Raw genomic sequence first — 13,899 nt, 5'->3', positions numbered from 1 at the left:
ACCGGTCAGCCCGCGTCCCGGGGCCGGTCCTTCGTCCTCCGGGCCTCCTCCCGCCGTTCCGCCTCCTCCGATTCCGCCTGTTCCTCGCGCTCCCGGCGGGAGGACTCGACGTCCTGTTCCAGCGGCGTCCTGCTCACGGCGGTCGCCAGGTCCTCCAACGCCGACACCAGGAGCTCCGCACCGCGCCGCACCACCGGGTCCTCCCCGCCGTCGGCCCGTTCCCACTCCTCCAGCGCCTCCTCGACCCGGCGCCAGTCGGGGTTGCGCCGTTCGCGCACGTCCCGCGCCGCTTTCGCCGTGTCCGCCGTCAGCGCCTCGGCGAACCTCGCGGCCCCGGGAACGGGTGGCGCGCCGCTTTCCGGCAGGTGGGTCTCCAGCAGCATCGCCGCCCGCCCCACCGACCTGAGCGCCTCCTCGGCGTCCTCCGCCTCCCCGCGCGTCAGGCCGCGGTGGCGTACGGGCTCCTTCTTCGCCCGTCCGAAGGACTCGTCCCAGGCGGCGTTCGCCTCCCGGCTGGCGAGCAGTTGCCTGCGTACGTTCGCGCGGTGCCCGCCCCCGGGGTCGGCGAAGCCTTCGATCACCGCCGCCGCGTACATGCCGTTCGCGGCGAGATGGTCGGCGAGCCGGTCCCGCAGCCTCGGCGTCTCCCAGGCCGGGAAGAGCAGATAGGCCAGCATCGCCAGTGCCCCGCCGACGAGGGTGAGGGTGACCCTGTCCCGTACGGTCTGGTGCCACGTCTCGCCGCCCATGCCGAGCAGGAAGACGACGTACGCCGCCGTGAAGCACTGCGAGGCCATGTAGCCGGTGCGCATCAGCAGATACGTCAGTCCCGCCGACAGCACGGCGAGTGCCCCCGACAGACCGGCGTCCGGGTGGGCCAGCTGCACCACGCCCGTGGCCAGGGCGACACCCACCAGGGTGCCGGCGAAGCGGCCGACGGCCCGGGCGTAGGTCTGGTGGAAGTCGGGGCGCATCACCATGACGGAGGCGATCGGCGCCCAGTAGCCGTGGCCGAGCGGCAGCACGGTACCGAGCAGCCAGCCCAGGGAGGCCACCGCGGCGAGACGTACGGCGTGCCGGAAGACGGGAGAGTCCCGGTGCAGTTCGCGGCGCATCGTGCGCAGGACGACCGGTGCCAGTCTGTGCATGGCCGGGCGCACGAGGAGCCCGGGGTCCGATTTCTCGCCCGCCGCGCCGGGCCGGGCGTGGGTGTCGCCGCTGTGGGCGGTCGCCAGTACCTCGTGGAGCAGCCGGGTCAGCTGGACCGCGGCCTGGCGCGCCGGCCCCCGGAGCACCTCGTCGTCCGGGGCGGTCCCGAGGACCTCCAGGACGTCGGGGGGCACCTGCGCGCGGGTTCCGCGACGGATGGAACGCGCGGCGGCGTCCAGGATGTCGGCGGTCGCTTTCAGGAGTGCGCGCGCCCGGTCCCGTTGCGGTCCTTCCGCCGGAGCGCCGACCCGGGGGTCGGCGAGGGCGGCGACGGCGGGCCGGACGCGCTCGGCGAGGCCGCGCGGGCCGTGCAGGAAGCCGGGGCGCCGACGTGCCTGGGAGGGTGTGAGCGTGGCGGCCTTGCGGGCCTGCATCATCGCTTCCGGGTCGAACGGGGCCGTCGGGTCGTGTCTGAGCCGCCGGGCGTAGTCGGCCACGGCGGCGAAGGCGTCGGCGAGGGCGTCCCGGTGCGCCCCCCATCGGCGGATCGGGAACACCACGATCAGGGCCGCCTGCACGACGCCGCCGAAGGCGATCACCGCGGCGTGTTCCAGGGCCTGTTCCACACTGGTCGGAAGCGTGACGGTGACCAGCATGATGGCGACGGTCCCGGCCGCCACGATCCCCGCGGTGGAGCCGACGGCCCAGGACATGCCGGCGACGAAGGCCCACAGGGCGAGCAGCAGGACGAAGGTCACCGTGCGGCCGGCGGCCAGGTAGCCCAGGAACGTGCTCAGCGCCAGGCTGCCGCCCGCTCCGAGCGCGATCAGCTTTCGCGGGCGCCAGCTGCGCTGGAACGTGGCGGTGCCGGCCGAGAAGGCGCCGAAGGCGGCGGACGCGGCGTACGCCGGGGAGACGAGCCACAGCGCAAGACCCACGACGGTCGCCACACCGGCCGCCGCGCGCAGCGCGACCAGGGGTTCGAGCCGCGTCCGCTCGATGGTCACCCCGGCGCGCGCGGTCCCGCCGAGTGCCCGCAACCATGTCACGAGGCCGAGCCTAGGGGGAACGCGGCGCCGTGACCCGGCAGCCGCTCCGCGCCCTGGAGTGGTCCGTTCATCTGATCGTCGGACCGGGGGTGCCGGGGTTCGCCCCAGGTGAGGCGGACGGCCACGAGGCGGGCGGCTCCCGGGCCGCTCGGCATGGTGCGGGACACGGGGGGCGACGGTGGCGGTCGGCCATGGCCGGCTCGTACGGATCCGGGTCATCCGGAGGCGTACACCGGCGCACAGATGAACATTGAGCGCCGTGACGGGCGCCTGTGCGCGTCAAAACGCGCCCCCTCACCACCCAGGGAAATGTTCTTATACGGCGGCCCGGGGCAGCCGCATGGGTGAACATACGACCGTCCGCGTTTCATCGGGCGGCTGCTTCGGAGGGGGAACGGCATGACGAGGGTATTGGTGCTGCACAGCGTGGGTCTGCTGAGGTCCGCGCTGACGGCTCTGCTGAGATCGGAGGAATCGTTCGACGTGTTCTCGGCCGGCTGGAGCGCCGCGACCACGAACACGGAGTCGTTACAGCCGGACGTGTGCGTCGTGGATCTCGACTGTCCGGGCGCCGCCGCTTTGCTGGAGGGCGGGCCGGAAAGCGGCAGAGGCCCCCTGGGGGCCCGCAGTTCCCTGCTGGTCCTGGCCACGGCGGGCAGGCCGGGGGCGCTGCGCAAGGCGTTCGAGGCGCGGGCGCTGGGATTCGTCGACAAGGACGGTTCCCCGGTGCGTCTGGTGCGCGGCATCCGTAAGGTCGCGAAAGGCGAGCGGTTCGTCGACGAATCGCTCGCCTTCGGCTTTCTGGAGGCGTCCCGTATGCCTCTGACGGCGCGGGAGTTGAGTGTGCTGGCGCGGGCGGCGGCAGGGGAGTCGATCGCCGAGATAGCCCGCGGGCTGCATCTGTCGAACGGCACGGTACGCAATTACATGGCGGCGGTCACACGCAAGGTGGGCGCGCGCAACCGCATAGACGCGATCCGGATATCGCAGGGCGCGGGGTGGGTCTGAGCGTCCGTCCGCTCAGTACGCGTCGGGGTGCCCTACACCCACCAGGTCGCGGTACAGCTCCGATCGGGCGAGCAGCTCCTGGTGGGTCCCGCACACGGCCCGTGTCCCGTCGAGCACCAGGACGCGATCGGCCCGGGCGGCCGACGAGAGCCGGTGGGCGACCACGATCAGCGTGCCGGGCCGCGCGGCGAGCTGCCGCTCCGCCCGCTCCTCGGTGTCGGGGTCCAGGTGACAGGTCGCCTCGTCCAGCAGCAGGAGGGGCGCCGGCGAGAGGTAGGCGCGGGCGAGCGCCAGTCGTTGGCTCTCCCCCTGGGACAGCCGGTCCGGGGCGACCATGGCGTCCAGCCCGCCGAGCCGTCCTACGAGAGGATCCAGACCGAGCGCCTCCAACGCCTGTGCCACCTGGGCGGGACGCGCCTCGGGAGACAGGTAGCGGAGGTTGTCCCGGACCGTGCCGGTGAAGACGTGGGCCTGCTGGGGAAGCAGGGCGCGGCGGAGGTCCGGATCCCGCGCGCCGGCCTGCCGCACGGGGGCGCCGTCGAGCAGGACCGTGCCCCGGTCGGGGGTGAGGAGCCCGGCGATCACGGCGGTGAGGGTGGACTTGCCGATGCCGCTCGGACCCACCACGGCCAGGTGCTCGCCCTCCGCCACGACCAGGTCGAGCCCTTCGAGCACCGGACGCGCCGCCGGGCCCCACGCGAAGGTGACGCCACGCAGCTCGGCGGCGGCGCGGGAGGCGGGGCGCGGGCCGGCCGCCGGTGGTCCCGGGGGCGGTTCTGCGGCCGGTGGTCCCGGGGGCGGTTCTGCCGCCGGTGGTCCCGGGGGCGTACCCGGCGCCTTTCCCTTGCCGCGCGTCCCGGGCCCCGGGGGTCGTGCCCCGTGCGGTTCGGGCGGCCAGGGGACCTCGGCGGAGAAGCGGTCCAGTACCACCAGCAGACGCGTTCCCGCCGCACCGAGTGCGGCCATGAGGGTGTGGAGGGCCGGCAGCAGCGCCTGCATCAGATAGGTGAGCGCGCCGAGCAGCGTGCCCGCGGTGACTCCCTGCCCGAGCAGCCATGGAGTCGCCAGCAGAAGGGCGACGACCGGCAGTCTGCCCGCGGCGCCGAGGGCGAGCGTGCGGACGGCCGCCCACCGGGCCAGGCGGTGGGCGAGCAGCGACTCGGTGGTGATGAGCCGCCCCACGTCGGCCGTGATCCGCCGGTCGCCGCCGGCCGCCGCCACGTCGCGCAGCCCGGCGCCGACGGCGGCGACCCGGCCGGACAGCGCCTCGTCGGCGTCCAGGAACGCCCGCTGCGCCGCGGCCATCGGGGCGAGCGTGGCGAGGAACAGGCCCAGCCCCAGCAGCAGGGGCGGCAGGACGACCAGCAGCAGGGCGGGCGCCAGGGAGGCCATGCCGACCAGTGCCCCCAGCGCCGTGAAGACGAAGGACCGGGCGGTGAGGACGAGGCCGGCGAAGCTGTCCCTGGCCATCTCGGTCTGGTGGGTGAGACGGGAGACCGCCGTGCTGTCGGCGCGCGCCGGGTCGGCGACGGCCGTCGCCAGCGCCCGGGACACGGCCCGGCGCACCAGCCCGTCGCGCAGTGGCTCGACGAGCCCGGCGAGGCCCGAGAACACACCGCGTACGGCGAGGCCGCCGAGAACGGTGGCGGCCCCCGCCACCGCGAGCCACAGCAGGCCCACCCCGGTGCGCCCGGCGAGGAATCCGTCGTCCAGCGCGCGGGCGACGCCGTAGCCCCCCAGGAACGTCTGGGCGGACTCCAGCAGGGACCAGCCGCCCAGAGCCCACAGGACCCGTTTCCGGCCCGCCAGGAAGGCCCGCCCCTGGGGAAGCACCCGGCGCAGTGCCCCTCGCTCGGCCTGTACGGGCCCCGTGGCGGGCGCCTCTCCGGTGCGGTGCGGCTCCGGGGCTTCCACGGGGGCCTCCCGCCGGTCCGCCGGCGCGGTCATCGGATGGTCTCCCGTACCGGGTCCACGACGGCTGCCGGGCCGTCGCCCCGGGGCGGGACATCGGCCACGGCGGGGGGCGGGGAAGGATCCGGGGACGGCTCCGGGGACGGGGAGGAGGCGGGTGGCACGGCAGCGGCCGCGAACACCGCCCGGTAGGCGGGGTCCCGCCACAGCGTCCGGTGCGGTCCCACGCCCCGGACGCGCCCTTCGTCCAGCCAGACCACCAGGTCGGCGCGGGCCGCGGACGAGAGCCGGTGGGCGACGACGAGCCGGGTGCCCGAGCGCACGTCCCGGGTCAGGGCGCGTTCCACCTGCCGCTCGGTGACCGTGTCCAGGCTGGAGGTGGCGTCGTCGAGGATCAGCAGCCGGCCGGCGTGGGCGAACGCGCGGGCCAGTCCCAGGCGTTGGTACTCGCCGCCGGAGAGCGGGGCGTCGGGGAGCGCGGTCCGGTATCCGCCGGGAAGCCGCTGGATGAAGCCGTCGGCTCCGGCCGCCCGGGCTGCCGAACGCAGCGCGGGGTCGTCCGGGGCGCGGTCGCCGAACGCGATGACGTCGCGGAGGGTCTCGCCGAAGAGAGCGGGCCGGGCGAAGGCGTAGGAGATCTCCTGGCGCAGCCGGCGCCGCTCCACGCGGTCCAGGGGCACGCCGTCGAGCAGGACCTGGCCGTCGTCCGGGTCGCTGAGCCGTCCGGCGACCGCGGCGAGCACGGACTTGCCCGCGCCGGACCTGCCGACCACGGCGGCGGTGGATCCGCCCGGCACCACCAGGTCGACGCCGTTCAGCACGGTCGTCCCGTCCCGTACGACGGTGACGCCGCGCAGTTCGAGCCTGCCCGGCCCGTCGGGCAGGGTGAGCCGTCCGTGGGTGAGGGGCGGCAGCGCCATCAGCTCGCCGGTACGGCGGGCGGCCGTCCGGCCGCGCACGAGGGAGCCGAGCAGCCCGGCCACCGCGCCGGCGCCGGCGGCGAGCGCGGCGTAGCGGGACGCCGCCAGCAGCTCGCCGACGCCGAGTGCGCCGGACGCCAGTCGCAGGCCGCCCACGGCGAGGACGACACAGACGAGCAGGGGCATCAGGACACCGCTGCTCGCGACCGCGCGGCCGTACACCTGCCACATCCGCCGCCCCTCGACGGCGAGTTCGGGCAGGGGGGCGAGGACACGCCGGCGCTCGCGGTCGGCCGTGCCCGCCGCGGCGATGCTCCGGGCCCCGGTCAGGGCCTCGACGAGCCGGTCGGCGATGGCGGACTGCACGCTCTGGTAGCGCGAGACGCTGTCGGAGGAGCTGCGCGCGAAGGTCCGCAGGAGCAGCAGGAGCAGAGGTACCCCGGCCAGGAAGGCGGCGGCGGTCCACGGGTCGATGAGGAGCAGCGCGGCCAGCGCGCCGAGCGGGGGGAGCAGGGAGGCGATGGCTCCGGCGGCGGTGGCGGGCACGGTGCCCGCCTCGGTGGCGTTGGCGGTCAGCCGGGTCGCGAGGTCGCCGGGCGCGAAGCGGGCGGCGTGGTGCGGGGCGGCGGCGAGGAGCCGGGCCAGTGAGTGCCGGCGCAGCCATGCGGTGGAGCGGGCGTTGGTGGTGCCCGTCAGCAGGGCCGCGGCGGCGTCCAGCAGTATGTCCGCGACGATCAGCGCGGCACACAGGGCGATCCAGCGCGGCGCGGCGGGGGCTTCGGAGAGCAGCAGGTCGAGGGCGTGGCCGAGGACGGCGGGTTCGGCGAGGGTGGCGGCCGCCGAGGCCACGGAGCAGACGAGGATCGCCGCCGCGCGCCCGCGGCTGTGCCGGGCGGCCCTCAGCAGGACACGGTCGGCGGTGCCGGGCGGGCCTGCGGGCGGTGCGGGCGGTCCGTCTTCGCGGTCGGACGGCGTCGGGGAGGTCATCTCGGCCGGTGTCCTCCTCGTACGGCGGTCGTGGGTCGCGGACGGTCCCGGGCGGCAGAGCCGCCCGGGACCGGTTGATCCGTCAGGCGCGCGGTAGTCGGCACCGCGCGACCGGCCGGGTCAGTTACAGGTGGTGACGCTCAGGCTGCTGTCACCGCAGAGGAGCAGGCTGGCGCGGCTGCCCGTGGCGACGTCGCCCGTGGCCTCTTCCTTCGGGGTCTCCATCGACTGCAGGTCGAGAAGTGTCATGATCGATTCCTTTCCTTCATGGGGACGATGTGCTGGTTACGGTCCCTGGCAGGGACCGGCTCTGGGGCCGCCGGGGCGGCGGGAGGAAGGGCAGGTGCGCCTGACCGCCGGTGGCGGCGCTGCCCAGGGCGAGCAGGCAGCCGGCGGTGCCGGTGGCGAGGTCCATGGAGAGCCTCATCATCTGCTCACCGGGGAAGGCGAGATGCCCCTGGTACGGGACGCCGTGCCGGGCGAGGGCGTCGATCTGGCGACGGACGTCGGCCTCTTGGGTGCCCGGGCCGGGTACGGTCGTGCGGCTGAGGTGGAGCACCATGCCGGCCGCGCCCCGGAAGAGGCCGGGCTGGGCGTAGAAGGTCGCCTGGGCGGCGCGTACGATCTCGCGGGCCGCCTGCTCGAACCGTTCGTCGCCGCGGTGCGCGAGGTAGTCGTCGAGCACCATGCCGATGCCGACGCTGCCGGCGCCGAGGTAGGGCATGGTCCGCCAGCCCTCGTCGACCTGGAGGGTGCCCCCGGCGCTCTGGACGCAGCGGTCCAGGTCACGGCCGAGCGCTTCGGCGGCCAGGTCCAGCAGGCCGCTGTCGCCGGTGCGTTCGTGGAGCCGCAGGAAGAGGAGGGCGGCGCCGGACGATCCGTGGAGCAGTCCGGCGCGGGTGATGCCGGGCGCGGCGCGGGCGACGAGTCCGGCGCAGCGCAGGGCCGCGTCGCCCAGTGCGCTCTCGCCGGTGGACGCGGCGAGTGAGTCGAGTGCCAGGCCGACACCGGCCAGTCCGCTGTGCAGATCGGGAGCGATGTCCTCCCAGGGCCGGCGCAGGGTCTGTTCGGCGAGTTCCAGGGCGCGTTCGGGGTGGCCGAGCCGTTCGAGGGTCCAGGCGACTCCGGCGAGGCCGTCGTAGAAGCCGATCGGAGTGCCGGACGAGGGCTCCTTGGTCCGCCTCAGCAGCCATTCCTCGGCGGCGGGGGCGGGCTCGGCGCCCGTCTCGGCGAGGGCGTACAGGACGCCGGCGGCGCCGTACCCGAACGTCAGGCCGCCGTCGGCGCTGGCGAACTGGGCGATGTCACCGGGGAAGAAGCGGTCCTCGCGTTCGGGGGTGGCCGACGCGAGCACGGCGCGGGCCATCGATTCACGGCTGCGCGGCCAGTCGCCGGGCTCCACGGGCAGATAGCGCCCGTGGCGAGCGGCGCCGGTGTCCTCGGCCCCCTCCGCGAGCGGGGAGGCCGGGGAGAGAGGGGAGCCCTCGGAGCGGGGCGCGGGCGAGGCCGGGTGCCCGGCGGGGAGGATCTCCGCGACCGCCTCGTCGAAGAAGGAGCGGGGGACGGGGAAATGCGCCGCGGCGATGTCGGCCAGGTGCCTCGCCTTCTCCGGGTCCAGGGCGAGGAGGCTGGTCAGCGGCATGAAGAGGGCGATCCGCAGACAGGCCAGCGCATAGCGGTCGACGGCGAATCCGCGCCGGTCGGCCGGGGCGACGAACGCCGGGTTGGCGACGGTCTGCCGACGGTTCTCGTCGATGTGGGCGGCGGCCTCGAAGTCGAGCAGCACCACGGACGACTCGTCCTCGGACACCATGATGTTGAACAGGTGCAGGTCGTTGAAGACGACGCCACGGGCGTGCACCGCGTCGACGGCCTCCTCGACGAGCCCGTATATCCGCAGGGCCCACTCGGTGTAGGCGGCGAGGCTCTCGGGGGTGGGGTCGGCTTCGATCAGGGGGTGCCTGCGGGCGAAGAAGGTGTTGAGCGGCTTGCCCTCGACGTACTCCATCGCGAGGAAGTGGTGCCCGCCGAGGACGAAGGTGCCCCGCACCTCCGGGGTGTACGGCAGTCCCGACAACCGCTCCAGGGCTTCCTGTTCCCGGCGCAGGCGGGTGACCGCGTCGGCGCCGTCCGCCGCCAGCCCCGCGTGCGGCCTGGCCTCCTTGAGGACGACCTTCTCCCCCGTACGGCTGTCCCGGCCGACGTACACGCCGCCGCCGTTGGAGAAGTGCAGGGCGCGCTCGATGGTGTACGGGATGTCGGTGACGGTCACGGCGGACCGGGCGTCGAGGTGGGGCCGCAGGAAGGCGGGCGGCGTCACCCATGGCGGCACGTGGAAGGCCGGCCCCCGCAGGTCGGGGACGAGGCGGCCGTCGGCGTCCTCGACGGCGGGGCAGAGTTCGCCCTTCTCGTCGTAGCAGTGGCGCTGGGTGAAGCTGCCGTACCGGACGTACACGGGCCCCTCGCCCCAGCGCAGGTCGCTGAGGATGTACGGCCCCCGCTCCCCGGCCAGCAGCGCGTCGAGGTCCTCCGCGATGCGGTGGCACTGCGCGTCGTCGGCGGGGTAGACGGTGAGGAACTTGCCGCTGGCGGCGCGGTCCGCGTACTTCGCGTTGCGGGTGTGGAGCAGATACCGGCTCGGCACGAACTTGAAGGCGATCCGCCGTGCCAGGCAGTAGTCCATCACCCGGGACAGAACGGATTCGGCGTTGTCCAGGCAGGCCGAGACATGGATCTTCCAGCCCTGGGCGGGCAGCGTGTGGTCGATGGGGCGCAGAGCCAGCCAGTCACCGCTGCGGTGCCGCTGCCATCCCTCCGGTACGGGCGCGAGCGCCGCCTCGTACAGGGCCCCCCTGGAACTGCCGGTGTCCGCGGACAGCCGGTGCGGCGCGTCGTAGAAGTGACGGTCCGCGTCGCAGAAGGTGGCGTACCCCTTGATCACACCTGCTCCCTCGGTCGGCGACGGAGATGACGATGTCATCGCGGCCGGGGCGCGGACAGTCACAGCTGTCAGCATTCAGGCATGCGGAACTCATGAGTAGGAAGAGGGCCGTCGGCCTTCCGGAGTACGGGGCGAGGGGTACGGGAGGCCCCTTCCGCCGGCCTCGACCCGCCTGTGTCCAGGAAGGTCCGGCCGTCGCGGCTCCTGCGCGGGGGAACCGGAGCCGCGAGGGCCGCACCGCCCGCGGGCCGCCGGACCGTCCCGAAGATCCGGCGGCCGGCGGACACGGACCGACGCGCACCGGCGTCGAGGCGTCCCGAGGTTCAGCAGGCGACGCCTTGGGAGCGGAGCCACGCGCACTGCGCTTCGCCGGAGGTCCTGCCCCCGTCGTAGGCGCGCGGGTCCTTGTAGCCGGGGCCGACGGGCTCGTGCCGCTCGAACACGCCGTCGCCGTCGAGGTCCCCGCCGTCGGGGTCGATGCGCCCGCTCGGGTTCCGGCAGGCGGCCCGGTCGGCCGGGTCGGTCGTGCACGGCCTCTCCGTACCGGGGGCGGCGGAGGGCCCGGTGGCCCGGGCCGCCTTCCGCGCGGCCACCGGTTCGGCCGCCTTCACCGGCTCGGTGCGCGCGGCCCGTGCGGCGGGACCGCCGGCGGACGAGGTCTCCGCATCCGCCACGGAGGCCACCCGGGGCGGCAGCGCCGACGGGGTCCCACCGGGACTCCAGGCAGGCACGGTGAACGCGGCACCCGTGAGAAGGAGCGCCGAGCCGGCGAGGAGGGCGGCTCGGCGATGGACACGCAGAATAGGACGCATAGTGCACCTGGTGAGTAGATTGTGCCTTTTGCGTCGCTCACGCTACGGGGACGGTGCCGACGAGGTCAACGGGATCAGGCCCTCCGCGCCGGCGGGGGCTCCGCCCGCCCCTCCCCCGCCCCGCGCCCCGGCCATCCGCCCGGCCGGGAGGCGGGCCTCACGCCTCGCGGGCGGATGGCCGGGGGGCGCCTTACCATGATGTCCGGGGGACTCGGGCAGTCGACGGCCGGTCCTGGGCCGGCGGGAAGCGGGCTCGCATGGCTGAGCGATTCAAGAGATCAGGGCTGGTGGGCGAGCTGTCGGCCGAATTCGCCGGCACCATGATCCTCATCCTCTTCGGTTGCGGCGTGGTGGCCCAGGTGGTCGCCGGCGGGGCGCTCACCGATCCCCCAGGGGGCCTCGGCAATCACGACAGCATCGCCTGGGCGTGGGGCCTGGGCGTCACCCTGGGCGTCTACGTCGCGGCAAGGCTGAGCGGCGCTCACCTCAATCCCGCGGTGACCCTCGCACTGGCGGCGTTCAAGGGGTTCCCCTGGCGCAAGGTGGCGCCGTACGCGTTGGCCCAGACGGCGGGCGCCTTCGTGGCGGCCCTGCTGGTGCGCTGGAACTACACCGAGGCACTGGCGAAGGCCGACCCCGGCCACACCATCAAGACGCAGGGCGTCTTCTCCACGCTTCCGGCCAACGGCAATACCAACCTGCCGGTCGGCGAATGGGGCGCACTGCGCGACCAGATCATCGGCACGGCGATCCTGCTGCTGCTGATCCTGGCCATCACCGACCTGCTGAACACTCCCCCCGGCGCCAATCTGGCCCCCTTCGTCATCGGCCTGATCGTCGTGGCGATCGGCATGGCCTGGGGCACCAACGCGGGCTACGCGATCAACCCGGCCCGCGACTTCGGCCCCCGGCTGGCCAGCTTCCTCACCGGCTACGGCGGAGCGTGGCGGGATCAGTACGGGAACTTCTACTTCTGGGTGCCGATCATCGGCCCGCTGATCGGCGGACTGGTGGGCGCGTTCCTCTACAAGTTCTTCATCGGCCGGTTCCTGCCGACCGCGGAGCCGGAGCCTCCCGGACGCGTACCGGCCCCCGAGGGATGACCACGCGTCCAGGCCACTGAGGGGCTGCCGGCCGCCCCGCGCACCGGCAGCCCCCAGCCCACCCGACAGGAGAGGCGGAAAGCCATGGCGGACTTCGTCGGCGCGGTGGACCAGGGAACCACCAGCACCCGTTTCATGATCTTCGACCACGCCGGCAACGAGGTGGCGAAGCACCAGCTCGAACACGCGCAGATCCTCCCGCGCTCGGGGTGGGTCGAGCACGACCCGGTGGAAATCTGGGAGCGCACCAACTCGGTGATCCAGAACGCCCTCCGGCACCGGAACCTGTCACCCACCGACCTGGCGGCGATCGGCATCACCAACCAGAGGGAGACGACCGTGGTGTGGGACCCGCGCAACGGGCGCCCGTACTACAACGCGATCGTCTGGCAGGACACCCGCACGGACTCCATCGCGGCCGCCCTGGAACGCTCCGGGCAGGGCGACGTCATCCGCCGCAAGGCGGGGCTGCCACCGGCGACGTACTTCTCCGGCGGCAAGATCCAGTGGATCCTGGAGAACGTCGAGGGCGTCCGCGAGGCCGCCCGGCAGGGCCATGCCCTCTTCGGCAACACGGACTGCTGGGTCCTGTGGAACCTGACGGGCGGCCCCGAGGGCGGGATCCACGCCACCGACGTGACCAACGCCAGCCGCACCATGCTGATGAACCTGGAGACCCTCGACTGGGACGACGAACTGCTGGGGTTCTTCGACATCCCCCGGGAGATGCTGCCCACCATCAACCCGTCCTCCCACCCGGACGCGTACGGCGACACCCGTACCTCCCGGCCGCTGCGGGCCGCCATCCCCATCACCGGCGTGCTCGGCGACCAGCAGGCGGCCACCGTGGGGCAGGTCTGCTACGCGCCCGGCGAGGCCAAGAACACGTACGGCACGGGCAACTTCCTGGTGCTGAACACAGGCACCGAACTGGTCCGCTCGGAACACGGGCTGCTCACCACGGTGGCCTATCAGTTCGGTGACAGCCCGGCGATCTACGCACTGGAGGGCTCCATCGCGGTCACCGGTTCCGCGGTGCAGTGGCTGCGCGACCAGCTGAAGATCATCAAGTCCGCCGAGGAGAGCGAGACGCTGGCCCGCACGGTGGAGGACAACGGCGGCATCTACTTCGTCCCCGCGTTCTCCGGCCTGTTCGCCCCCTACTGGCGCTCCGACGCCAGGGGAGCGATCGTCGGCCTCGCCCGGTACAACGACGGCGGCCATCTGGCGCGGGCCGCTCTGGAGGCCATCTGCTACCAGAGCCGCGACGTGGTGGTCGCCATGGAGCAGGACTCCGGGGTGCACCTGGACGTGCTGAAGGTCGACGGCGGTGTGACGGCCAACGACCTGTGCATGCAGATCCAGGCCGACATCCTCGGCGTTCCGGTCAGCCGGCCCGTCGTCGCCGAGACGACCGCGCTGGGCGCCGCCTACGCGGCGGGACTGGCCACCGGTTTCTGGAGCAGCCCGGACGAGCTGCGCACCCACTGGCAGGAGTCCAGGCGCTGGGAGCCGCAGTGGTCCGAGGAGCAGCGCGAGGAAGGGTACGCGGGCTGGAAGAAGGCAGTGGAGCGCACGCTCGACTGGACCAAGGTGGAGTAGGCCCCGGGGTGTCCGGTGTCCGCGAGGGCCGGCCGGTGACGCGCTGCCGCGTCCACCGGCCGGCCGCCGGGTGGGCGGGGCGCGCGCTGCGACGGAACGGCTGTCCCCGGCGCCGGCGGTGAGGCGGATGAAGGGCCGGCGCGGGACGGACGTGTGCGGGACCCGGTCGGACGGGTGCCCCGGGGCATCCGAGGCGCACAGGACGAACAGGGGTGGGACGTGCGGCGATCCGGCACCGGCACGTCAGGCCTCCGTCACGCCCTCTCCGGCCATCGCTGAGCGCTCGGCGCGTCAGGGTGAGGGCGTCACCCCCGCGCCGGACCGGGCGGCTACCGGGGGGACCCGCCCCGCCGAGCGCCAAGTCCCTCTGCCGCAAGGCCGGTTCGTTCCGGTCACCCTGTGTACCGCGTGTCCTCC

General features: G+C 74.0%; 9 protein-coding genes. 3 read left to right on the top strand and 6 right to left on the bottom strand.

Annotation, left to right across the window (positions count from 1 at the left end):
• Positions 1 to 5 precede the first annotated feature (5 nt).
• Positions 6 to 2,198 (bottom strand): FUSC family protein, encoded by a 2,193-nt coding sequence (locus tag PUR26_RS05990; RefSeq protein ID WP_329869900.1) that lies wholly within the window; start codon positions 2,196 to 2,198, stop codon positions 6 to 8.
• A 399-nt stretch (positions 2,199 to 2,597) separates the two neighbouring features.
• Between PUR26_RS05990 and PUR26_RS05985 the strand changes: the two genes are divergently transcribed.
• Positions 2,598 to 3,206, top strand: a complete 609-nt coding sequence (locus PUR26_RS05985) for a response regulator transcription factor (RefSeq protein ID WP_329869899.1) — start codon at positions 2,598 to 2,600, stop codon at positions 3,204 to 3,206.
• A gap of 12 nt (positions 3,207 to 3,218) precedes the next feature.
• On the opposite strand, the gene PUR26_RS05980 is transcribed toward PUR26_RS05985, so the two are convergent.
• From PUR26_RS05980 to PUR26_RS05960, 5 genes are all read right to left on the bottom strand, one after another.
• Positions 3,219 to 5,153, bottom strand: coding sequence for an ABC transporter ATP-binding protein (locus PUR26_RS05980; RefSeq protein ID WP_329869897.1), 1,935 nt, complete (start codon positions 5,151 to 5,153; stop codon positions 3,219 to 3,221).
• Positions 5,150 to 7,024, bottom strand: a complete 1,875-nt coding sequence (locus PUR26_RS05975) for an ABC transporter ATP-binding protein (protein ID WP_329869895.1) — start codon at positions 7,022 to 7,024, stop codon at positions 5,150 to 5,152. The genes PUR26_RS05980 and PUR26_RS05975 overlap by 4 nt, the downstream gene beginning before the upstream one ends.
• Before the next feature lie 120 nt (positions 7,025 to 7,144).
• Positions 7,145 to 7,273 (bottom strand): mycelium formation morphogenetic lantipeptide SapB, encoded by a 129-nt coding sequence (ramS, locus tag PUR26_RS05970; RefSeq protein ID WP_058940762.1) that lies wholly within the window; start codon positions 7,271 to 7,273, stop codon positions 7,145 to 7,147.
• 16 nt (positions 7,274 to 7,289) lie between these two features.
• Entirely contained in the window at positions 7,290 to 9,965 is a 2,676-nt protein-coding gene (lanKC, locus tag PUR26_RS05965) for a class III lanthionine synthetase LanKC (protein ID WP_329869887.1), read from the bottom strand.
• Between the two features lie 323 nt (positions 9,966 to 10,288).
• Positions 10,289 to 10,639, bottom strand: coding sequence for a hypothetical protein (locus PUR26_RS05960; RefSeq protein WP_329869885.1), 351 nt, complete (start codon positions 10,637 to 10,639; stop codon positions 10,289 to 10,291).
• A gap of 395 nt (positions 10,640 to 11,034) precedes the next feature.
• On the opposite strand from PUR26_RS05960, the gene PUR26_RS05955 reads away from it, so the two are divergent.
• A complete protein-coding gene (locus PUR26_RS05955) occupies positions 11,035 to 11,880 on the top strand; it encodes an MIP/aquaporin family protein (RefSeq protein WP_329869883.1) in 846 nt (281 codons plus the stop codon).
• A gap of 84 nt (positions 11,881 to 11,964) precedes the next feature.
• Positions 11,965 to 13,482, top strand: coding sequence for a glycerol kinase GlpK (gene glpK / locus PUR26_RS05950; RefSeq protein WP_329869880.1), 1,518 nt, complete (start codon positions 11,965 to 11,967; stop codon positions 13,480 to 13,482).
• Positions 13,483 to 13,899: the final 417 nt, after the last annotated feature.

The organism is Streptomyces sp. SP18CS02 (assembly GCF_036322365.1).
Taxonomy (GTDB): domain Bacteria; phylum Actinomycetota; class Actinomycetes; order Streptomycetales; family Streptomycetaceae; genus Streptomyces.
This window is presented reverse-complemented; position numbering and strand designations above follow the sequence as displayed.